The sequence below is a fragment of the Burkholderia cepacia genome, from assembly GCF_001039005.1.
GTDB classification, from domain to species: domain Bacteria; phylum Pseudomonadota; class Gammaproteobacteria; order Burkholderiales; family Burkholderiaceae; genus Burkholderia; species Burkholderia theae.
Map to the genome: position 1 here is coordinate 15,048 of NZ_LDWR01000016.1, position 21,736 is coordinate 36,783.

A 21,736-nucleotide genomic window follows, 5' to 3' on the forward strand; every position below is an offset into this window, starting at 1 on the left:
CGCGGATCTATTGTTCCTGTTCGGTCGACACGGTGCGGAAGCGGGTCAGTTGTTCCGTCATCGGCGCGTAGAGGTGGACGCCTTCGGGCACGCTCTCGGCCAACTGAGCGGTTCGCCGAGGCAGCGTGGCGAGCCAACGGCGTTCCGGGCTTTTCTCCAGCGCAACCGCGTGCATGGCCAGCGGCGTGACGCCCATCCGGATCAGCGGTTCGGGGCCGCTTGCACACAGCGCGAGGCGTTCGTCCGCATCGACCGCCGGCGCAACGCCGATATCGCTGTACAGGTTTCGATGCCAGTCGGTGATGTGTTGCTGCCACCGGGCGAAATTGCCGCCGCCTTTCCGGCGATATTCATCACCGGTCAGGATCTCGGGACCGTCGATCGTGTGGACGGCGAGGTAGACCGGGCAACCGTCGCTCAACGCCTTGAAGCGTTGCGACGTGTGAAAGCCGGTAACCGAGATGAGGGCGGGCAGCTTTTCGAGGCTGTAGAAGTCGTTCCATTCGGCTTCGCTGCCGGGGTCGGCGAAGCTGCATTCCACGGTGTAGATCATCAGATTATCCTTCGGGCCGGATGAGTATTTTTCCGCGAACGATCGATGGTCGCTGCGAAAATGTAATGGTAGGCTGGTGTTTTCTGCGTAGATAACGAAATAAAGTCAGCCTTCAGTGATCTTTGATCAAGCTGACGTCGAGCGCATACCCACCGGCGAGACCCTCATGCGACGCAAGATTCCAAGCAATTCCGCGCTTCAGGCTTTCGAGGCCGCGGCTCGACACGGCAGCTTCGCCCGCGCGGCCGAGGAGCTGGCGCTGACCGAGGGTGCCGTCAGTCGCCAGATCGGTCGACTGGAGGCGTTTCTGGGTGTCGCGCTGTTCGAGCGCGTGGGAAATCGGGTGCGGCTCGCCCCCAACGGCATGCGATACGCGGGGCAGGTTCGCGAGATTCTGGATCGGCTGGAACGGGACAGCCTGTATCTGATGGGGCAGCCGAGCGAGGGCGCGAGCATCGATATCGCCGCCATTCCAACCTTCGCCACCCGTTGGCTTATCCCGCGACTGAAACGCTTTCAGGACAGGCATCCGAACATTACCGTGCATATCGCCGAACGGATGGAACCCTTCCTGCTTGCCGGCAGCGGTTTCGATGCGGCGATTCATTTCGAGCATCCGGCATGGGCGGGCATGCATCTGCATCAGCTGCTGGAGGAGGTGCTGGTGCCTGTTTGTAGTCCGGCGCTCCTCGAAGGCGCCGGTGCGAACGTATCGCTGGATGAGTTGCCGCGCCTGCACCGGCGACAAAATCCGGACGCGTGGCAGCTTTATGCACAGGAGTCCGGCATCGCGCTGACCAATTCGGCGGTCGGCGCGCGTTACGATCTGCATTCCATGCTGATCGAAGCGGCGCTGGCTGGTTTGGGCGTTGCGTTGGTGCCGCGTCTTTACATCGAGACCGAGCTTGAACAAGGCCGTCTGGTCGCGCCCTGGCCAGACGGCAAGTCGATTGCCAAAAACTTCTGCCTCGTTCTTCCCGAGCCGATCGAGTTGAGCGAAGGGCCGCTACAGGCATTTGCGAAATGGATGCTTGATGAAGCCCGGGGAATGGCGCTTTGAAGCGATGTCCGGCGGTCATTGACAATGGAAGTCGGCGAGATCCGTTACCCCGACAAAGTCTGCACGCAACTGATTCGAAGTTAGGCATCCGATGAATACACAAGCCATGTTGATCAACAGGCAGGAACGAAGCGGAGAAGAATCATCCTCGCGGCAGCGATATCCAGGCGAAAGGAAAAGCAGGAAACGCCACTTGTACGTACAAACGGCGTTGGCGCTCATACTCGCGTTGGCTGCAAATTGCACGTTTGCCGAGAGCGGCGTGAGCGACGTGCGCGACACGGATCAGCAGCAAGCCGCGTTGCGTACCCTGATGGACAAGAATCCGGCACCGGCGGAAAGCGTCAAGGGTCTCGCGCTGGCGCCATGGGCGCATGGGCCATCCATGTCAGGGCCGCTGTGGGTCGTGGCCGCATTGGTACAGCACCCGAACGATGACGTCGAAGCGGCATTGTGGACAGGCATCCTGACCCGCGACGAGCAAGGATTCCGCCTGCTCGCGAGTGACCGAAGCGAGCGCGTCGATACGTCGCCGCTATTGTGGAACGCATCGGTTGCCATGGATCTCGTCCCGTACCGAATCAGCGACCGGGAAACTGCCTTTGGCGTCCGCTTCGACAACAACTACACATCGACCGCACATAGCGATACGACCGAGATACTGAGCTTGTATCGTTATGCAGAGGGTCGCGTGATGCCCATCTTCACCGCGCTGACGGATTGGTCGACCTATGACAAGGATGAGGCTAGCGATTGCGTGAAGAAGAAGGCCGGGAAGGGCACGAATTCGAGCGATGCCCGACAGGATGCGTGTGATGCGGAAAGCACGACGGAGGCTCACTACGTGCTGTCGTTTAGTCCTCACACGACCAATGGGTTCCATGACCTGCTTGTGCGCCCCAGGGGCAAGGTTGCGTCGGGCAAGTCAGCGCGTTTTACCTGGAACAACGGTACTTATCAACCGCGTCGATTCGCTGGCGACTGGCACTGACATTCAGCTGCAGGCCGGTTGAGACGGTCGTATTTTGCGGCCGCTTCCCGGCGTTGCCGCCGTCTCGCGTTTCCTCGATGGCATACAAGCAATATTCAGGTCGGACGACGTCCGCCATCGGCTATCTCGCAAGAAAATATCGAATGGCGCTATTCGAGGGTTATCCGTAAAATACGTCACTTCGATGGTTTTCGATCACGACATCATCATGCATCGAATTGGATTCTTCGTTTGCCGCGGCTACGATGCGCTTGACCTGGCCGGACCCCTTTCGGCCTTTAATCAGGTGGTCAGAGCCGCCGGCCATACCCCATACGATCTGCAGGTCATCTCGCAGGCCGGAGGCTCCGTGCTCGGCAATGCGGGCTTTCCGATCGAGACGAAGCCGGTCGGGCGGCGCACGTTCGACACCGTCGTATTCGTGGGCGGTGATATCGAACCGATGCAGACATCGGAGAACATCGCCGCTGCCAGGAAACTGGGGGCCAAGGCGTCGCGGGTGGCAAGCGTGTGTACGGGCGCGTTTCTGCTGGCGGAAACCGGCTTGCTGGACGGCCTGAGAGCAACGACGCACTGGCTGTATGCTGCCCAGTTGCAGTCGCGCTTCCCTCGCACCCGGGTCGAGAGCGACAGCATTTATATCGCCGATGGCCGCATCTGGACGTCGGCGGGCATCGCCGCCGGAATAGACTTGGCGCTCGCGATGATCGAACGAGACATGGGCGCGGAAATCGCGCGCGCTGTCGCAAGGTATTTGGTCGTCCCGTATCGCCGACCGGGAGGGCAGTCCCAATTCTCGGCGATGTCGCAGATGGAACCGGAGTCGGATCGTATCCGCATCGCGCTGAATTTTGCCCGTGAGCATCTTGCCGAAGCGCTGCCTGTCGAGCGGCTTGCCGATGCCGCCAGATTGAGTCCGCGGCAATTCGGACGCGCATTTCGCCGGGAAACGGGTGAAACGCCCGCCAAGGCGGTCGAGCGCTTGCGCGTTGAAGCTGCACGGCTGCGCCTGCAGAGCGGTAGTGAGCCGATCGAACAGATTGCGCTCGCGGTGGGGTTCGCCGATCCGGAACGGATGCGAAGGGCCTTCGTCAAACTGCATGGACATCCGCCGCAATCGATCCGACGCGAAAGCAGATTGAACGGTGAGCGCTGATCGAGGGCCGATCAGCGCGTCACTTTCCCATTCCGATGGATCAGGCCGCTGCCGTTTGACCCACCGCCCGGGAAACTTTCACCGACACCGACGAGCGTCGGGTTTCAGCGGGCGTAACTGTTCCAGATGTCGCGATGCAGCTTCCAGGTGTCGCCCTGCTTCACGAAGACAAGGATCTGCTTGCCGCGATATTTGAGCTTGCCGCTCGGATCACGGATCTCGGCATCCGACACTTCGGTCACCATCCGGTCGTTGCCGTAGAACTCGTAGTTGTCGAAGGATACGGTGCAAGGCCTGGATCCCGAATATCCTTTGGTGAAATACGCGACGATCGCGCCGGGGCCGGTGACCCGGTCGCCCCCGGGCGGTAACAGTGCGCCGTCTTCCGTATAGAGGCGACCTATCGCAGCGTAATCACCTCGCGCGAAGGCGTCCGCCCATCGTGCATTTTCGGCTTTGATGGCCGCTTCGGGCGGACGCTGGGCGTCACTTGCCGTTGCAGGTGGCGCAACAGCGAAAAGGGCGATGCAGGCTGCGAGGGCAGCAACACAATGACGAGTCTGTCGCATGCGATGATTTCCGATCTTGGCTTGAATTGAAGTGGGCCGCACCGGCTTGGGCAGACGGGGCGTGCAGACCATGCCGGTTGCGGCCTTCATCGAGGCCAGCGGTGTGGCCTCGCGCACAACGCGTGGAAGTGTTTCAGCGAACACCTGGAATGCGTGCGAGTCCCTTGGATGCGCCCGGCAGTTTCTTGTCGACCATCGCAATGAGTTCTGGCCGGGCATCTCGGGGATGGCCGGAATGGAACGGCGGCGCGGGATCGTATTCGATCACGAGTTGCGTGAATTCGGCGGCCTGTTGACCGCGCAGTTTCGCGGCCACGCGAAGGGCGAAGTCGATGCCCGCCGTTACGCCGCCGCCGCTCATGAAGCGGCCGTTGTCGTCTTCCACGAAGCGATCCGGAACGGGGATGGCGCCATATTCGGACAGCTTGTTGACGAAGGCCCAATGGCAGGCGCTGCGCTTGCCCTTGAGAATGCCCGTTGCGGCGAGCACGAGCGACCCGTTGCACACCGACGTCACATGGTCGGCGCGCTCGGCCAGACGCCGGATCTGCGCTTGATATGCCGGCTGCATCGGCGCCGTCAGATTAGATCCGCCGGGAACCAGAATCAGGCCTGCCTTCTCGATATCGGCCAGTCGTTCGGTCTTGCCATACATGACGCCGAATTCGAGCGGCACATAACCGCCATCGAGGCTCGCATAGCGAACGTTCGTGTTCGGTAACCGGTGAAAGATCTCGCTGGGGCCGGCGAAATCGAGCAGTGTCCCGCCGGGATATACCGCGATGACGATGTCGAGCGGATCGGCCGGGGAGAGCATCCCGTCGTTGCCCGTCTGCGCATAAGCGGAAGTGGGGCGGCCAAGCAGGGTTCCGCCTCCCAGGATGGCGCCGAGCGTGGCGAGGCTGCCAAGCTTGAGCACATCGCGGCGGGAACGGTCCGCGCCAATCGGCTGCTGGCCGGACGCGTTGTTTTCGCTATTGTCGGTCAAGATATTTTCTCCTTGTACGTCGGCCCCCTCTGCGGGCGCAGCCAGGTCGGGCCGGATTGCCGGACCGCCACGACGAAAGGCGCGGCGGGGGTGTGATTCACATGAGTGGAGCCGCGGTGTCGTGCCGGGCTCCGAAACCGGAAGCCGAGGCCTTAAAGTTGCGACATGCCGCCATCGACGACCAGTTCGGTGCCGACGACGTAGGAGGATTCGTCGCTGGCGAGATAGAGCGCCGCGTAGGCAATGTCCTCGGCTTTTCCCATGTGGCCCACCGGGATAGCCTTGGCGAACTCGGCCTTGCGGTCGCGAACCCACTCTTCGGACATCCCCCACTTGCTGATCAGGGGCGTGTCCATCGCGCCGGGAGCGATCGCGTTGAAGCGGATCTTGCGGTCGAGAAACTCGTAGGACCAGCTGCGGGCAAGGGATCGGACGGCCGCCTTCGCCGCCGCGGTCAGCGAGATGCCATGCTTGCCGGTCTGCGCGACGAACGATGTATTGAGGATGACTGAGGAACACTCTCGCAAGATCGGGAGCGCCGCCTGGAGCGTATACACCACGCCCTTGACGTTGATGTCCAGGATCTCGTCATAGAGTGCCTCGTCGATGTCGTTGACGGCTGACGGGAACGCCCGACCCGCATTGGCGAACACGACATCCAGCCCGCCGAACTGCTCTTTCACTTCCGCGGCAATCGCCCGCATGTCGTCGATCGAACGGACGTCGCCCTTGAGAACGAGCGCATTCTCGCCAAGCTCGGCCTTCACGCGTTCAAATACGGCATCGTCGCGACCGGTAACCGCTACGCGGGCGCCTTCGGCAATGAAGAGCCTGGCGGTTGCAAGACCGATGCCACTCGTGCCACCGGTGATCAAAGCTGACTTGTTCCTGAGCCTCATCGTGTGTTCCTTTATCTGCCTCGTGATTGACCAAGCCGACGGTTCAAAGCGCAATCATGTTGATGCGCCTGACTCGTCTTCCATACCAATTATGAAAGGCGACACAGAAGGCTCAAAGGTCGTATAACCCTCAAAAAACGTCACGCGGTCGCAGGCGGTTGGCCAAACGTCGGGCGGACTCACTTCCGCGCTCGATTCGGGAATGGTCGGCGAGATATGGACCGTGATGCAGACGCTGGCCCGCGAGGGAACATGACGAGGGTCGTCGTTGCGTACGCAACGGCCGAGGCTGAACAGAAGGCACCGTGATCGACGAACGGCTGCTATGTCTTCGAATACCGCTGCCCAAAAAAAGAGGCGCCGCGCACTCATGCACGACGCCCCTTCGCTTTCTCCGCCAGCCGTCACCGGCCAACTCGTCACATCGTCAATTGTAGATATCGAACGAGAAATACTTCTTCGCGATGCGTTGGTAAGTCCCGTCCTGAATCAGGCTCGCAAGCGCCTGGTTGATCTGCGTGCGCAGCGGGTCATCGTCCTTGCGCACACCGATCGCCGAACCGACACCGAGCGTCTTCGGATCATGCAGTGCCGGCCCCGCGAATTCGAAGTTCGCCCCCTTCGCGGTCTTCAGGAAACCGAGGTCGGCCTGCACCGACGATTGCAGCGACGCGTCGAGCCGGCCCGACAGCAGGTCCTGGTACACGAGATCCTGCGTCTGGTACGTGCGGACGATCACACCCTTCGGCTCCCAGTACGTGCGTGCGTAGGTCTCCTGCGTCGAACCCTGCTCGACACCGACGCTCTTGCCCTGCAGCGACTCGGGCGTCGGCTGCAGGTTCGAGCCGCGCCGCGCGACGAGACGCGGCGGCACGTTGTTGATCTTGTCGGTGAACGCGATCTGCGCGAGCCGTTTCTCGGTCACGCTCATCGACGACAGCACGCCGTCGAACTTGCGTGCCTTCAACGCGGGGATCATCCCGTCGAACGCGTTCTCGACCCATACGCAGCGCACCTTCATCCGTTCGCAGATCGCGTTGCCGAGATCGATGTCGAAGCCGACGAGCTTGCCGTCGGGCGCGAGCGATTCGAACGGCGCATAACTGGGATCGACGCCGAGGCGCAGGACCGCCGGGTCTTTCGCGGCGGCGGCGCCTGCCGTCAGCGCGAGCGCGACGGCCAGAACGAGCTTTTTCATTTGTGTCTCCAATACCGATTGATTGTGTTTGTCGTGAAGCGAACAGCGGCCGATGGGCGTGACGGCCCGCGCCCGGCCATGCGCGGGCGGCTGGACGGTCGCCGGAAGAGGCCGGCGAACACCCGGATCAGGAAATCGGGTTCAGTGCGCGGCGCCGGTGATGCGCACCATGCTGTGCCGGTAGCCGGCGGGCGAGAACGCGGCGTTCAGCGCGGCCATCGCCGCGATCACGGCGATGTGCATCCACCACGCGTTCGCGAAACCGCCGCCCGCGTCGCGCAGCCAGCCGATCAGCCAGGGGCTCGCCGCCACCGTCAGGAAGCCGACGCCCTGCACGAACGCGGCGAGCGCGCCCGCGAGCCGCGCGTCGTGCAGGTGGTCGAGCGTGACGATCAGGCTCATCGAGAAGAAGCCGCCGAGACCGAGGCCGACGCTCGCGACCCACAGCCACGGCGCGAACGCGGGCAGCGTCGCGAACCCGACGAAGCCGGCCGCCTGCAGCGCGAGCGTGAGCCACAGCACGTTGCGACGGTCGGGCGAACGTTTCGCGAGCATCGGCATCGCGAGCGCGCCGGTCGCCTGGAACAGCGCCATCCATGCGAACAGGTTGCCGCTCGCCTGCGGGCTCATGCCGACGCCGCGGTAGAACGCGGGCAGCCACGCGACGAGGCTCGCGTAGCCGCTGTTGCTGAGGCCGAAGAACAGCGCGAGCTGCCATGCGCGCGGAATGCGTGCGAATGCAGTGATCGAGGTCGAGGCGGCCGTCGCGTGCACGGTGTCGCGCGGCGCTTTCGCGCGCCACAGCGCGAGCGTGACGAACGCGGGCACGGCCCACACGGCGAGCGCGAGATGCCAGCCGCCGTGCACGGCGAGCCACGGGCTCGCGACCGCGCCGAATGCGCCGCCGCCGACCAGCGCGGCCGAATAGAGCCCCATCGCGAGCGGCAGCCGGTCGACGAACCAGCGTTTCGCGAGGCCCGGCACGAGCGCCTGGACCACGGCGACACCGGCGCCCGCGACGATCGCGGTTGCGATCAGGCCCGCACTGCCGCCGGCCCACAGGCGCGCCGTGCAGCCGGCCGCGATCAGCGCCAGCGCGGCGGTCAGCGCGCGCTGCTCGCCGAAGCGCCGCGCGAGCCCGACACCGACACCGGCCACGACCCCCATCAGCACGAACGGCAGCGTGGTCAGTAGCGCGGCCGCACGGAAGCCGAGGCCCGTGTCGGCGCGCACGACGTCGAGCACGGGGCCGAACGCGGTCAGGAACGGACGCAGGTTGAGGCCGGCGAGTACCAGCAGCGCGAGCGCGCCATAGGACACGAAAGCCGCATGCGGGCGGTGTACGGCTTGCGCGGTGCCGGGATCGGTCATCGGGGATGCTCCAGGGAAGGGCCGGTGGCCCTGTGATGCGATGCCGAAAGGGTAAGCGCGCGCTACGCCAGGTGAAAATTAAATATTCGACTGGGAATCAGTGCGGATTGCGATGGGATCGCGCGGGGCGGTGGGGACGGATGGGCGCGGCCGGCGGGGCGGGCGACGCCGTGTGGCGCATGGCCCGCGGCGCAGCCGTCGCTCCGGATTGCGCGTGGTTATGCAGCCGGCACTTGCTGCGCGCCGGCCTGTTCACGTGCCTGTTCTCGGGCCGCGACGAGCGCCCGGATGCGCGCGCGGTCGGCCGCCGTCGAGGGCGTGAAGATCACGAGGCTCAGGTCGGGGCGGCCGATCACCGAGAACGCCGAATACTCGAGCGCGATCCGGCCGGCCTGCGGATGGCGGATCTCTTTCGTCCCTTCGTCATGCGAATGGATATCGTGGTCGCGCCACATCGCGTCGAATTCGGCGCTCTCCATGCGCATCTCGTCGACGAACGCCTGCACGGCCTGCGTCGCGCCGCTGCGCGCGACGTCGGCGCGAAACGCGCCCACCGCGAATTGCGCGACGCGCGCCCAGTTCGACTGCGCCGCGCGCACGCGCGGATCGACGAAGATCAGCCGCAGGATGTTGCGCGCGGACGGCTGCAGCGTTGCATAGTCGGTCAGCGTCGCGGCCGCCGCGTCGTTCCATGCGACGACGTCCCAGGTCGCCGTGCGCACGATCGCGGGGCTCGCGTCGAGCGAATCGAGCACGTGCTGCAGGCGCGGCGTCACGCTGGCGGGGGCGTGATAGCGCACCTCGGGCGGATGGCCGACGCCGATCAGGAACAGGTGCTCGCGTTCCGCTTCGTTGAGCATCAGCGCGCGGGCGAGCCGATCGAGCACGTCGGCCGACGGCGCGCCGCCGCGCCCCTGTTCGAGCCACGTGTACCACGCGGCACTCACGTGCGCGCGCTGCGCGACTTCCTCGCGTCGCAGGCCCGGCGTGCGGCGGCGCGTGGCCGGCAGCCCGAGCGCGGCCGGGTCGAGTTTCTCGCGGCGGTCCCGCAGGTACGCGCCGAGCAGGTTGTCGGGGGCGTCAGCCATATCCTGTTAGTTCGTTTACCGGTAAACCGTCACGACTTCACCGCGAGCGGCCGTCGACAGATAGTAAGCCTCCATTCCACCCGGAGGTACTCAACATGCGTGTCTTTGTCACTGGAGCGTCGGGATTCGTCGGCGCCGCCGTCGTTGCCGAACTCGTTGCCGCCGGGCACTCGGTGCTCGGTCTCGCGCGGTCCGACGCGGCCGCCGCGTCGGTTTCGGCCGCCGGCGCCGACGTGCATCGCGGGTCGCTGGAGGATCACGACAGCCTGACGCGCGGCGCCGAAGCCGCCGATGCGGTGATCCATACGGGATTCAATCACGACTTCTCGCGCTTCGCGCAGAACTGCGAGCTCGACCGTCGCGCGATCGAAGCGATCGGCGCGGTGCTCGCGGGCTCGGCGCGGCCGCTGGTCGTCACGTCGGGCCTCGCGCTCGTCGCGCCTGGACGCGAGGCGACGGAGGACGATCCGCACGTGCCGGTGTCGTCGGTGTATCCGCGCGCGTCCGAAGCCACCGCGGCCGCGCTGGAAGCGCGCGGCGTGCACACGTCGGTCGTGCGCCTGCCGCCGTCCGTGCACGGCGACGGCGATCACGGCTTCGTGCCGCGCCTCATTGCGTTCGCCAGGGAGAAGGGCGCGTCGGCCTATCTCGGCGACGGCGGCAATCGCTGGCCGGCCGTGCACCGGCTCGACGCGGCGCGCGTGTACCGGCTCGCGGTCGAGCGCGGCGCGGCCGGCGCGCGCTATCACGCGGTCGACGATACCGGGGTGCCGTTCCGCGAGATCGCGGCGGTGATCGGCCGCCGGCTGAACCTGCCGGTCGTCGCGAAATCGAGTGCGGATGCGGGCGAGCACTTCGGCTGGTTCGCGATGTTCGCGGGGATGGATGCGCCGGCAACCAGCGAGCGCACGCGTGCATCGCTCGACTGGGCGCCGACGCAGCCGGGGCTGCTGGCCGATATCGACCGGCCGCGGTATTTCGAAAGCTGAGCGGGCGGCGCGACGGCTCGCCGAGGCCGCCGCCCGCCATGCGCCGCTCAGACCGTGACGACGATCTTCCCGACCTGCGCGCCGGCTTCCATGTACCGATGCGCTTCGGCGATGTCGTCGAACGCGAACGTGCGGTCGATCAGCGGCTTCAGCGCGCCGGCCGCGAGCCCGTCGACGATGAAGCGCTTCGCGCGTTCGAGCCGCTGCGCGTCGCCGGTGATCTCGAACAGCTCGTAGCCGCGCAGCGTCAGGTGGCGCGCGAGCAGGTCCATCACCGGCACCGGGATGTCGCGCGTGTCGAGCGCGCCGTACTGGAAGAACGTGCCGTGGGGGCGCAGCGCGCGCAGCAGGTTGGCCGCGTCGGGGCCGCCGACCGGATCGAACACGATGCGCGCGCCGCTGCCGCCCGTCATCTCCGCCACCTGCTGCGGCAGGTCCGCGGGGCTGCCGACGATCACGTGCGCGGCACCGGCGTCGAGCAGCGCCTGGCGCTTCGATTCGCCGCGCGTCAGCGCGATCGGCACCGCACCGATATGGTTCGCCACCTGGATCGCCGCCTGCCCGACGCTGCTCGACGCGGCGCCGATCAGCACCGCATCGCCGCGCTGCAGCCCGCCGAGTTCGATCAGCGCGCCGTAGGCCGTGACGAACATCATCCAGGTCGCGGCCGCTTCCTCGAACGACAGGCTGTCCGGATGCCTGACGACCGCATGCGCGGGCACGTTGACCACCTCGCCGTACATCCCGTAGTCCGCGAACGAGAACGCCGGCACGACGCTCACCGCGTCGCCTTCGGCGAATGCCGTCACGTTGCGGCCGACCGCCGCGACGACGCCCGACGCTTCATAACCGAGCGATGCGGGCAAGCGCGGCATGAACGTGTATTCGCCGCTGCGGTACATGACTTCCGCGCGATTCAGGCCGATTGCCTTCACGCGCAACTGGATTTCGTCCGGCCCGGGCGCGGGCACGTCGACGGTGTCGATCTGCAGCACGTCGGGGCCGCCGATGCGATGGAAACGAACGATGCGGGACATGGATTGCTCCTTCGATGAACGGGGGTTGATGAAGGAGCACTGTAGGCGCGTGACCGCGCCGGATAAACGCGTGACGAAATCATTGATTGTTATTCGAAGAATAACAATCAGCCGCGTGCCGTCGCGGACCCGGAACATCGTCGAATGCTTCGCCGAATGCATCAAATAACCCCGGCGTTTCGTGATGCGTGATGACCGCGGGTGAAATTGCTTTTTGTTTGTCGCCGCCTATATTGAGATCTGTTGTGTTCGATATGAGGAATAAAAACGATGACTACTCAATCGAACGTGCTCGACGCATTCAAAATGCGTGCGGCCTGCGGGGGACACAGGCCGGCCGTGGTCTCCGAGCACGAAACCCTGAGTTACGAGGCGCTGGACCGTTTGAGCGACGCGGTTGCCGATGCATTGCAGGACCGGGGAATCGGACGTGGCAGCCTGGTGCCGATCGAGGCGTCGCGCAACGCGCACTTCATTGTCGGCATCCTCGGCATCCTGAAAGCGGGCGCGACCTATGTGCCGATCGACGACCGCTATCCGGATGCCCGCAAGGACACCATCCTGCGCGAATGCAATGCCCCGCTGGTATTGACGGCCGGCGCGACTTCGCGGAATGTGGCCATCCCGTTCGCTTGCGTGGCCGACCTGTGTGCGCGGCGACCGGATCGGGACGCCGCGCGTGCGACGCCCCGTTTCGATGCGCGGGACAGTGCGATCTATGTGATCTTCACGTCCGGTTCCACCGGGGCGCCGAAAGGCGTGATCGTCGAACACGCCGCGGTGGCGGCACTCGTCGATTGGCACAATACGCGTTTCGCGATGAACGCCGACAGCCGTGCGACGCTGATGGCCGGCCTCGGCTTCGACGTATCGCAGTGGGAAATCTGGTCGACCCTTGCTTCGGGCGCGACGCTGTTTTTACCCGACGATGAAACGCGCCTCGACGCCGACGCGCTGGTGGGCTTCTTCGCCCGTCACCGGATCACGCATGCGTACGTGCCCACCGTGATGGTTGCCGATGTGGTGCGCGTCGGGCAGCCGGCGGAACTGGCGCTGCAATATTTGTTTACCGCCGGCGAAAAGCTTGGCCCGATCGATACCGGCGGGATCGATTACACGGTCATCGACTACTACGGGCCGACCGAAGCGACGATCTTCGCGACTTGCCACGTCGTTCCGGATGCGGCGCTCGGCCGTCCGGACTCGATCGGGCGGCCCATCGACGGCACGGAGATCCTGATCCTGAACGACGCACTGGAATCCGTGACGGCGGACGAGGTCGGCGAGATCTGCATCGGCGGGCGCAGCCTGGCCCGCGGCTACCTGGGCAACCCTGCGTTGACCCGCGAGAAATTCCGCCCGCATCCGCAGCGTCCGGACCAGATCGTCTATCGCACCGGCGACCTCGGGCGCTGGCTGGACGATGGCTCGATCCAGTTCCTCGGGCGCCTGGACGATCAGGTCAAGATCAGGGGCAATCTGGTCGAGCTGAGTGAAATTCACGCCGCGCTCGTCGGGTCCGGCGAGGTGCGCAAGGCAGTGGTGCTGGCGTTGCCCGGCGCGGCCGGAACCGGGCCGGAACTGGTCGCATTTGTCGTGCCGCGCGAATCCGACGCGTCGCCCGCGCGTGTCGTCGACGCGCTCAAGGCGAGCGTGCGGCAAACCCTGCCCGATTACATGTGGCCCGTCAGCCATGTGCTGCTGGACGACCTGCCGATGACGGTGAACGGCAAGACCGACCGCGTCGCGCTCGAACATCGTTACCGTGCGGAACAGCGCAACCGGACTGAGCGGGAACCGTACACGGCCGTCGAGCGGATCGTGGCAGATGCGTTCGTCGCGTTGATCGGACATGCGTCCTTTCGCAAGACCGACAGTTTTTTCGACATTGGCGGAAATTCGCTGCTGACCGCGAAGCTCGCACGGGCGCTGTCGGATGCCGTGGGGACGAAGATGCTGATCCGGGACGTCTACGAGCATCCATCGGTGGAGCGGCTCGCGGGCGAGATCGAGCGGCGTGTCGCCGTGGTGGCGCCCGAGATCGAGCGCGAACCGGTTTATGTGCTGGCGAACGATATCCGCATACCGGAGCAGGCGGATTTCAGCGGTGCCTTCGACACGGCGCTGCTGGCGCGTCCGCGCACGATCCTGCTGACGGGTGCGACGGGATTCGTCGGGGTTCACTTGCTGGCCGAACTGCTCGCGACGACGTCGGCGGTGGTGCATTGCGTGGTGCGTGCGCAGGATGCCGCCGCGGCGCGCGTGCGGATCGACGAGAAGCTGCATGCATACGACGTGAACCTCGGGCCGGACGAGCGATCGCGCATCCGCGTGTGGGCGGGCGACTTCACGCAGCCGCGCTTGGGCATGAACGAGCAAGACTACGCGGTGCTGGCGGACGAAATCGACATCGTTTACCACTCCGCCAGCGCGGTCAATTTCATCCAGCCGTATTCGTACATGAAGAAGATCAATGTGGACGGCATGTTCGAGGTCCTTGCGTTCGCCGGGTGCCGGCGAAGCAAGGCGGTGATCCTGCTGTCGACGATCTCGGTGTACAGCTGGGGGCATCGCTTCACCGGCAAGACGATGATGACCGAAGCGGACGACATCGATCAGAACCTGCCGGCGGTGCTTGAGGATATCGGCTACACGCGCAGCAAATGGGTGATGGAGAAGATGGCCGACCAGGCCGGGCAGCGCGGCCTGCCGCTGATGACCTTCCGGCTCGGATACGCGACGTTTCACGGCGAGACCGGCGTGAGCGCGGATTATCAGTGGTGGGGACGGCTGGTGAAGACATGTATTGCGCTCGGTACCGTGCCGGATCTGCAGGACCTGCGCGAAGGGCTGACGAGCGTGGATTACATGACGAAAGCGCTGGCACGGATTTCACGCAATCCGGCGGCGCTGGGGCGCAAATTCAATCTGATCAATTCGCCCGAGACCGACCTGACGCTGAGGGAATTCTTCTCGAGGCTGGAGCGCTACTTCGGTATGCGGTTTCAGGTCGTGCCGTTCCGTGAATGGCGCGATGCGTGGAAGTCGGATGTCGACGCGCCGCTCTATCCGTTATTGAGCCTGTTCGACGACAACATCCGCGACGGCATGAGTACCGCCGAGCTCTACCAGAACAATTACGTGTGGGACTGCCGCAATGTAATCGAATTTCTCGACGGCAGCGGGATCGAGCAGCCGGCATTTTCCCGGGAGCAACTGGCGCGGTACCTGGAGCGATCGCTGGGTTATCGCGTCACGCGGTGACGCACGCAACGCGGTCGCGTGGAAGTCGCGCCCGGACCTTCGTCCGGCGATCCGGCTGCAAGCGTATCGTCTTCGTCGACCGCGTTCGTGCAGGTTCATGACCGGTTCTACGCCGGATAGCGGCGCGCGATCAGCTCGGTCAGCCAGTCGATGAACGCGCGCACCTTGTCGGGCAGATGCGCGCGGTTCGGGTACAGCACCGAAATCGGCTTCGGCACGGCCGGCACGCCCGGCAGCAGTTCGATCAGGTGCCCCGAGTCGATGCTCGGCTGCAGCGCGGGCCGCAGCGCGTGCACGATGCCGAGGCCGGCCAGCCCGCAGGACAGCAGCGCTTCCGAGTTGTTCGTGAGCAGGCTGCTCGCGAGCTTCAGCGCGACGGTTTCGCCGTTCGGGCGGAACGTCCATTCGAGCACCCGGCGATTGCTGCCGGTAAAGAAGTTGACCGCGCGATGCGCGCGCAGATCGTCGAGCGTGCGCGGCAAACCGTGGCGGGAAATATACGCGGGCGATGCGCACGTCACCATCGGCACGGCGCCGACCGTGCGCGCGACCATGCTCGAATCCTTCAGCGTGCCGACCCGCACGACGCAGTCGATGCCTTCGCCGATCAGGTCGGACGGCTGGTCGCTCGCGCCGAGCACGAGCTCGATCTGCGGATAGCGCTGCTGGAAATCGGGCAGCGCCGGAATCACGACCGTCTTCGCGAGCGCGAGCGCGATGTCGAGCCGCAGCCGGCCCTTCGGCGCCGCGCGCTGCTTGGGGAACGACGCGAACGCGTCGTCGATGCTGCCGAGCAGCTGCACGCAGCGCGCGTAGAATGCCTCGCCTTCGGCGGTCACGCTGACGCGGCGCGTGCTGCGGTTCAGCAGCCGGATGCCGAGTTCCTGTTCGAGCTGCTGCACGGCTTTCGTCACGGCCGGCCGATGCAGTTGCAGCGCGTCGGCGGCTTGCGTGAAGTTGCCGCGTTCGACGATCTGTACGTAGATCTGCATCGTTTGCAGGCGGTCCATGGCGTTCCCGGGTGTCGTGGCGAGCGGCCATCTTCGCACACCGTCCGACCCCGGTGAAACGCCGATGCACGGCTGCCCGCCACGCGTCATTCGACCGGATGCAGATCCTGCAGCAGCGTTGGCACCAGCTCCGAGACGGTCGGGTGGATGTGCATCGCGCGGCTGATCGTCGTGTACGGCGCGCCGGCGGCCATCACGTCGAGCATCCCGTGCACGACTTCGTCGCCCGTCACGCCGAGGATCGACGCGCCGAGGATCGCGTGGCTGTCCGCGTCGACGATCACCTTCATGAAACCCTGGCTCTCGCCTTTTTCCACCGCGCGGCCGACGCGCGTCATCGGGCGCGTGCCGACCAGCAGCCGGCGGCCCGTCTGCTTCGCTTCCGCGAGCGTCATGCCGACCCGGCCGAGCGGCGGATCGATATACATCGCGTATGCGGTGATGCGGTCGGATACCTTGCGCGGATCGTCGTCGAGCAGGTTGGCCGCGACGATCTCGTAGTCGTTGTACGCGGTGTGCGTGAACGCGCCGCGCCCGTTGCAGTCGCCGAGCGCCCAGATGCCGGGCACGTTCGTGCGCAACTGGTTGTCGACGTCGATATAACCGCGCGCGTCGGTCGCGACGCCCGCGCGGTCGAGCCCGAGATCGTCGGTGTTCGGCACGCGTCCGACCGCGAGCAGCAGGTGCGAGCCCGCGACCTCGCGGCCGCCGCCCGCGCAGTCGAGGCCGACCACGACGTTGCTGCCGTCGCGCCGCGCGCTCAGGCAGTTCGCGTCGAGCTGCACGTCGATCCCTTCGTTTTCGAGAATCTCGCGCACGGCCTGCGATACGTCGTCGTCCTCGCGGCGGATCAGGCGCGAGCCCTTCTCGACGATCGTGACTTGCGACCCGAAGCGGCGGTACATCTGGCCGAATTCGAGCCCGACGTAGCTGCCGCCGACGATCACGAGATGCTCGGGCAGGAAGTCGACATCCATCATCGTCGAGTTGGTCAGGTACGGCACCGAATCGAGGCCCGGCATCGGCGGTACCAGCGCGCGTCCGCCGACGTTGATGAAGATGCGTTCGGCTTCGAGCAGCGCGTCGCCCACGCGCACCGCGTCGGCGCGCTCGAACCGGGCATGACCCTGGAACACGGTCGTGTTGGCGAGCCCGCGCACCCATTGTTCGACGCCGTGGGTTGAGCGGCCGGAGATCTGGTCCTTGCGCGCCTTCACGGCCTTCATGTCGACGGTGACGGGGCCGCCGACCGACACGCCGTATTCGCTGCCCCGCCGCGCGAGGTGGGCGGCGTACGCGCTCGCGATCAGTGTCTTGGTGGGGATGCAACCGGTGTTCACGCAGGTGCCGCCGAAGCGGCCGCGCTCGATGATCGCGACCTTCATCCCGGCGGCCGACAGCCGTGCGGCGAGCGGCGGGCCGGCTTGCCCGGTGCCGATGACGATCGCGTCGAAGTGTTGCGTCATGACGTCCTCCTGCGCGGGTTCTACGTGGGAAGGGCAGGCGCACGGCGTATGCCGTGCGGCGATCGCCCGAAGGGCGACGAGCGCCTATGGTAGACCTGTTGGCGGGCCGTCGCGAGTTGTCGTGAATCGCCTGGCGTGGATCATGGTTTGCCCGCGGGGCAGTGCGGCGGGTTCCGGCTCCGGGCGATACGGATCCCCATGATGCGTTCCTGCGCCAACCTTCCGAGGGAGCGTGGCGTCATTATTTCGACCGACCGATTCTCTTCCGCTCCGGTGCCGCGTTGTTCACGTCGACCGGAACAAACGGCGCCTCGAAGTGCTTGACGAGAAAGTCGATGAACGCACGGGCGCGAGTCGACTCGTTGCGTTGCCCCGGGTAGTAGACGAACAGGTCTGCGGAGGGCAGGACGACGTCGGGCAGCACGAGGCGAAGTCGCCCGCTCTGGATGTATTTGGCGAGATCCCATTCCGAGCGGATCAGGATGCCATGACCGTCCAGCGCCCAGCGCAGCACGATGTCGCCGTCGTTGCTGGAGAGCGAGCCGCTTACCTTCAACGCCTCGAGATGATCGTCCTGCATGAAGCGCCAGACGCCGAACGCGTCGTCGTTCTGCGTGTGAATGATGCAGCGGTGATGGACGAGATCTTCCTTGCGCTGGGGAACACCGTTTCGCTCGAGATACTTTGGCGACGCGCACAGGAACCTGCGATTGCTCATCAGGCGCCGTGCCCGCAAGCGCTGGTCCGGCAATTCGCCGAACCGGATGGCCATGTCGAACGCACCCTCGACCAGATCCACCGGGCGATCGGTGACCACGAACTGGACATCGACGTTCGGATAGCGCTTCGCAAATTCCGATACCAGCGGCGCGATGGTAGTGCGCCCGAAGCCAAGCGTCGCATTGATGCGCAGCCGACCATGCGGGTCTGCCGGCGTCCCGGCGATCGCCTCCTCCATCTCCCGCACCTGATCGAGGATCTGTGTGGCGTACTGCGCATACATCTCGCCTTCCGGTGTCAGGCTCACGCTGCGTGTCGTCCGGTTGACCAGCCGCTTGCCGAACCGGTCCTCGAGAATGCCGAGCCGCTTGGTCGCCGCGGGAGGCGTGATTCCGAGAGACCGGGCTGCTCCCGACAGGCTCTTCAGTTTTGCGAGCTGGATGAAGAACTCGAAGTCCGACGTCGAATCAGTTCTCACTTTTGGTAAAAAATGAAATGAATTAAGGTGAATTATAGGTCGTTCTCCGCGGACTATGCTCCGTCTCATTGCAGCAGCGTGCATGCAATCGAGATCGCCAGCAAACGTGTCAGTCCAGGAGACACCACCATGAGAATCGTCGAGATTCGCGAAAAAACCGTTCCTATCAGTTCCCCGATCCGCAACGCCTACATCGACTTCAGCAAGATGACGCTGAGCCTCGTCGCCGTAATCACCGACGTGATCCGCGACGGCAAGCCGGTCGTCGGCTATGGCTTCAACTCGAACGGCCGCTACGGCCAGGGCAAGCTCATGCGCGAACGCTTCATCCCGCGCATTCTCGAGGCCGATCCCGGCTCGCTCGCCAACGATGCCGGCGACAACCTCGATCCGCACAAGATCTGGGCGACGATGTTCACCAACGAAAAGCCGGGCGGCCATGGCGAGCGCTCGGTCGCCATCGGCACGATCGACATGGCCGTGTGGGATGCGGTGGCCAAGATCGACGGCAAGCCGCTGTTCCAGTTGTTGGCGGACCGCTACGGCGACGGTCGGCCGAACCGTAAGATCTTCGTCTATGCAGCGGGCGGCTACTACTATCCGGGCCAGGATCACGAGAAGCTCAAGGACGAGATGCGCAGCTATATCGACCGTGGCTACACGGTCGTGAAGAAGAAGATCGGCGGCGCGTCGCTCGATGAAGACCTGCGCCGCATCGACTCGATCCTCAGCGTGCTCGGTGATGGCCAGAAACTTGCGGTCGACGCGAACGGCCGATTCGATCTCGACACCGCGATCCGGTACGCGAAGGCACTCTCGCAATACGACCTGTTCTGGTACGAGGAACCGGGCGATCCGCTCGATTTCGAACTCCAGGCGACGTTGCGCAATTACTACGACAAACCGATGGCGACGGGCGAGGACCTGTTCTCGATGCAGGACGCCCGCAACCTGATCCGCTACGGCGGGATGCGCGCGGATCGCGACTGGCTGCAGTTCGACTGCGCGCTGAGCTATGGTCTCGTCGAGTATCTGCGCACGCTCGACATGCTGCGCCAGCACGGCTGGTCGCCGAGCCGCTGCATTCCGCATGGCGGCCATCAGATGTCGCTCAACATCGCGGCCGGCCTAGGCCTCGGCGGCAACGAGTCGTATCCGGACCTGTTCCAGCCGTACGGCGGCTTTCCCGATGGCGTGAAGGTCGACAACGGCTTCATTACGATGCCGGACCTGCCCGGCATCGGCTTCGAAGGCAAGGCCGACCTGTTCGCGGAAATGCAAAAGCTGTCGGCATAAGCCCCATCGGCACGGTGCGCCGGACGCTCGCCGGCGCACCGTGACACATAACAAATAGTCAGGCAGGCGAGATCGACGTCGACGTTCAGGGTGAGCGGCTGCATCGCCCCCGCGCGCACGCGATTTCCGAAACAGGACGCCATGCACAGGAGACAGTCATGCTGGCATCACGCATTCGCAGAACGCTTTCCAAACTTTACGTCCAGGTTCTGATCGGCATCGTTGCCGGCATCCTCGTCGGGCATTTCTACCCCGATATCGGATCCCAGCTCAAGCCGCTCGGCGACCTGTTCATCAAGCTGATCCGGATGCTTCTCGCGCCGATCATCTTTGCGTCGGTGGTGGTCGGCATTGCGCGCATGACCGACCTTCACGAAGCCGGGAGGGTCGGCGTGAAGGCCGTGCTGTATTTCGAGGCCGCATCCACCGTTGCGCTCGTGGTCGGGATGGTGGTCGTCAACGTGATCAAGCCGGGCAGTGGAATGAACGCCGATCCGTCGAGGATCGACAGTGCCGCGATCGCCAGCTACACGCATGCAGCACAGCATCACGGCGCGCTCGATTTCTTGATGAGCATCGTGCCGGGCAGCGTTGTCGGGGCATTCGCGACTGGCGAGATACTGCCGATCATCTTCTTCTCGGTGATTTTCGCGATCGCGCTTGCGAAGCTCGGCCCGCGGACCGCGCCGCTCGTCGATATGCTGGACATGTTCCTGCAGGGGATGTTCGGTGTCGTGCGCATCGTCATGTATGTGGCGCCCGCAGGCGCGTTTGGCGGGATGGCGTTCACCATCGCAAAATATGGCATCGGTACGCTCGCGCAGTTCGGGCAACTCATGCTGTGCCTGTACCTCACGTCGATCCTGTTCGTGACTGTCGCGCTCGGTCTGGTCATGCGCGTGTGCGGGTTGTCGCTGTGGAAGTACCTGCGTTACATCCGCGACGAGATCCTGATCACGCTCGGCACGGCATCGACGGAAGCCGTGCTGCCGCAGATGCTGCTCAAGTTGGAACGCATGGGGTGTTCGCGTCCGGTCGTCGGCATGGTCTTGCCCACGGGCTACACCTTCAACGCGGACGGCACTGCGATCTACCTGACGATGGCATCCCTCTTCATCGCGCAGGCGTTCAATATCCACCTGTCGATCTGGGATCAGCTTCTGCTGCTCGGGGTCCTGCTGCTTACGTCGAAGGGCTCCGCCGGGGTGGCCGGCGCGGGTTTCGTCGCGCTGGCGGCGACGTTGTCCACGATGCATCAGGTGCCCGTGTCCGGTCTGGTTTTGCTGCTCGGCGTCGATCGCTTCCTGAACGAAGCACGCGCCGTGACCAACTTGATCGGGAACGGCGTCGCCACGGTGGTGGTGGCCCGCTGGGAAGGGGCGCTGGATATGGACAAGGCGCGAGCTGTTCTCGATCGGCGAGCCGGGTCGGACGTGATCGTCGCGAGCGGGCACGACGCGGGCCTGCCGGCGTCGGAGCGGAGCGCGCCGGCGAGTGCACCGGGCATGCAATCGAATTTCCGCTAGTCTCGACATTTCCTGTCACCCGCGTACTCCCCGGGCGGTGCGTTTTGCCTGCGGGATTTCGCCGGTGTCGGTGCTTG

The 21,736-nt window shown here is 64.9% G+C and carries 18 protein-coding genes; 7 read left to right on the top strand and 11 right to left on the bottom strand.

Annotated features, from left to right (window positions below; all coding sequences use genetic code 11):
• Positions 1-7 precede the first annotated feature (7 nt).
• A complete protein-coding gene (locus VL15_RS09680; RefSeq protein WP_048245257.1) occupies positions 8-553 on the bottom strand; it encodes a hypothetical protein in 546 nt (181 codons plus the stop codon).
• 166 nt (positions 554-719) lie between these two features.
• Here VL15_RS09680 and VL15_RS09685 point away from each other — a divergent pair, with 166 nt between their 5' ends.
• From VL15_RS09685 to VL15_RS09695, 3 genes are all read left to right on the top strand, one after another.
• Positions 720-1,613, top strand: a complete 894-nt coding sequence (locus VL15_RS09685) for a LysR substrate-binding domain-containing protein (protein WP_048245332.1) — start codon at positions 720-722, stop codon at positions 1,611-1,613.
• 193 nt (positions 1,614-1,806) lie between these two features.
• On the top strand, positions 1,807-2,604 hold the full coding sequence (locus VL15_RS09690; RefSeq protein WP_048245258.1) for a hypothetical protein: 798 nt from the start codon (positions 1,807-1,809) through the stop codon (positions 2,602-2,604).
• A 208-nt stretch (positions 2,605-2,812) separates the two neighbouring features.
• On the top strand, positions 2,813-3,760 hold the full coding sequence (locus VL15_RS09695; protein ID WP_048245333.1) for a GlxA family transcriptional regulator: 948 nt from the start codon (positions 2,813-2,815) through the stop codon (positions 3,758-3,760).
• A gap of 104 nt (positions 3,761-3,864) precedes the next feature.
• Here the strand turns inward: VL15_RS09695 and VL15_RS09700 are convergent, their stop codons facing one another.
• The 6 genes from VL15_RS09700 to VL15_RS09725 all read right to left on the bottom strand — a co-directional run bounded on the left by VL15_RS09700 (position 3,865) and on the right by VL15_RS09725 (position 9,873).
• On the bottom strand, positions 3,865-4,329 hold the full coding sequence (locus VL15_RS09700) for a YybH family protein (protein WP_048245259.1): 465 nt from the start codon (positions 4,327-4,329) through the stop codon (positions 3,865-3,867).
• Between the two features lie 133 nt (positions 4,330-4,462).
• Entirely contained in the window at positions 4,463-5,317 is an 855-nt protein-coding gene (locus VL15_RS09705) for a DJ-1/PfpI family protein (RefSeq protein ID WP_048245260.1), read from the bottom strand.
• Between the two features lie 152 nt (positions 5,318-5,469).
• A complete protein-coding gene (locus tag VL15_RS09710; protein ID WP_048245261.1) occupies positions 5,470-6,216 on the bottom strand; it encodes an SDR family oxidoreductase in 747 nt (248 codons plus the stop codon).
• Positions 6,217-6,643: 427 nt separating this feature from the next.
• Positions 6,644-7,414 carry an ABC transporter substrate-binding protein gene (locus VL15_RS09715; RefSeq protein WP_048245262.1) on the bottom strand — a complete coding sequence of 257 codons (771 nt, stop codon included), beginning with the start codon at positions 7,412-7,414 and terminating at the stop codon, positions 6,644-6,646.
• Positions 7,415-7,555: 141 nt separating this feature from the next.
• Positions 7,556-8,785, bottom strand: a complete 1,230-nt coding sequence (locus VL15_RS09720) for a cyanate transporter (protein ID WP_080970778.1) — start codon at positions 8,783-8,785, stop codon at positions 7,556-7,558.
• A gap of 218 nt (positions 8,786-9,003) precedes the next feature.
• Positions 9,004-9,873: a helix-turn-helix transcriptional regulator gene (locus VL15_RS09725; protein WP_048245263.1), complete on the bottom strand. Its 870-nt coding sequence runs from the start codon at positions 9,871-9,873 to the stop codon at positions 9,004-9,006.
• Positions 9,874-9,968: 95 nt separating this feature from the next.
• Between VL15_RS09725 and VL15_RS09730 the strand changes: the two genes are divergently transcribed.
• Positions 9,969-10,862, top strand: coding sequence for an SDR family oxidoreductase (locus VL15_RS09730; protein ID WP_048245264.1), 894 nt, complete (start codon positions 9,969-9,971; stop codon positions 10,860-10,862).
• A gap of 47 nt (positions 10,863-10,909) precedes the next feature.
• On the opposite strand, the gene VL15_RS09735 is transcribed toward VL15_RS09730, so the two are convergent.
• Positions 10,910-11,899: a zinc-dependent alcohol dehydrogenase family protein gene (locus VL15_RS09735; RefSeq protein ID WP_048245265.1), complete on the bottom strand. Its 990-nt coding sequence runs from the start codon at positions 11,897-11,899 to the stop codon at positions 10,910-10,912.
• A 288-nt stretch (positions 11,900-12,187) separates the two neighbouring features.
• Here VL15_RS09735 and VL15_RS09740 point away from each other — a divergent pair, with 288 nt between their 5' ends.
• A complete protein-coding gene (locus VL15_RS09740) occupies positions 12,188-15,163 on the top strand; it encodes a non-ribosomal peptide synthetase (protein ID WP_230684414.1) in 2,976 nt (991 codons plus the stop codon).
• 107 nt (positions 15,164-15,270) lie between these two features.
• Here the strand turns inward: VL15_RS09740 and VL15_RS09745 are convergent, their stop codons facing one another.
• The 3 genes from VL15_RS09745 to VL15_RS09755 form a co-directional block, all read right to left on the bottom strand.
• A complete protein-coding gene (locus VL15_RS09745) occupies positions 15,271-16,173 on the bottom strand; it encodes a LysR family transcriptional regulator (protein ID WP_048245266.1) in 903 nt (300 codons plus the stop codon).
• 86 nt (positions 16,174-16,259) lie between these two features.
• On the bottom strand, positions 16,260-17,639 hold the full coding sequence (locus tag VL15_RS09750; protein ID WP_048245267.1) for an FAD-containing oxidoreductase: 1,380 nt from the start codon (positions 17,637-17,639) through the stop codon (positions 16,260-16,262).
• 241 nt (positions 17,640-17,880) lie between these two features.
• Positions 17,881-18,837 carry a LysR family transcriptional regulator gene (locus tag VL15_RS09755; RefSeq protein WP_048245268.1) on the bottom strand — a complete coding sequence of 319 codons (957 nt, stop codon included), beginning with the start codon at positions 18,835-18,837 and terminating at the stop codon, positions 17,881-17,883.
• Between the two features lie 129 nt (positions 18,838-18,966).
• Between VL15_RS09755 and VL15_RS09760 the strand changes: the two genes are divergently transcribed.
• Positions 18,967-20,133 (top strand): mandelate racemase/muconate lactonizing enzyme family protein, encoded by a 1,167-nt coding sequence (locus VL15_RS09760; RefSeq protein WP_048245269.1) that lies wholly within the window; start codon positions 18,967-18,969, stop codon positions 20,131-20,133.
• Between the two features lie 158 nt (positions 20,134-20,291).
• A complete protein-coding gene (gene dctA / locus VL15_RS09765; RefSeq protein WP_048245270.1) occupies positions 20,292-21,659 on the top strand; it encodes a C4-dicarboxylate transporter DctA in 1,368 nt (455 codons plus the stop codon).
• Positions 21,660-21,736 lie beyond the last annotated feature (77 nt).